Origin of the sequence: Mycobacterium montefiorense, assembly GCF_003112775.1 — a bacterium.
Lineage (GTDB): Bacteria > Actinomycetota > Actinomycetes > Mycobacteriales > Mycobacteriaceae > Mycobacterium > Mycobacterium montefiorense.
The window spans coordinates 1-644 of record NZ_BFCH01000038.1 but is presented as its reverse complement, the minus strand read 5'-3'; the positions used below and the strand labels follow the sequence as shown (position 1 = coordinate 644).

Annotated in this window: 1 protein-coding gene; it reads right to left on the bottom strand. The window is 62.6% G+C overall.

What is annotated here, in order from left to right; genetic code table 11:
- Window positions 1–644 (bottom strand): AMP-binding protein (locus tag DB708_RS25785; RefSeq protein WP_133251057.1); only part of this gene is annotated, 644 nt, incomplete at both ends.

The window sequence follows — 644 nt, the reverse complement described above, 5'->3', positions numbered from 1 at the left end:
CGACCGGCCCACATACCCCACACCCACACCACGACCAGCCACATACAACTCACCCACCACACCAACAGGCACCGCACGCAACCACCCATCCAACACAAACAACGCCGCCCCCGGCACCGGAACCCCAATCGGCGGCACCCCCGATTTCGGTGTCAACGGTGCACTGATGGCCACAACCACCGTCGTCTCAGTCGGGCCATAGGCGTTGACCATCACCCGGCCAGGCGCCCACCGATCCACCACCTCAGGCGGGCAGGCTTCACCACCAAGCAGCAACGCCACCGATTCCAAACCCTGCGCCGACAACGCCGCGACCGCCGACGGTGTCTGACTCAACACCGTGACCTGCTCAGCCACCAACAACGCGTGGAAATCCTGCGGCGAAGAAACCACCCCATCGGGCACCACCACCAACCGCCCACCACGCAGCAAGGCACCCCAGATCTCCCACACCGAAAAATCGAAGCTATAGGAATGCCACTGCGACCACACCTGCCCAGACAACAGGTGCTCAGGCAATGACTCCGCCAAGTGCGTCAGATTGCGATGGGGAATCCCAACACCTTTGGGGGTGCCGGTAGTGCCCGAGGTGTAAATGATGTACGCAATATCGTCAGGATCGGGCGCCGTGACTGCGGTGGTGG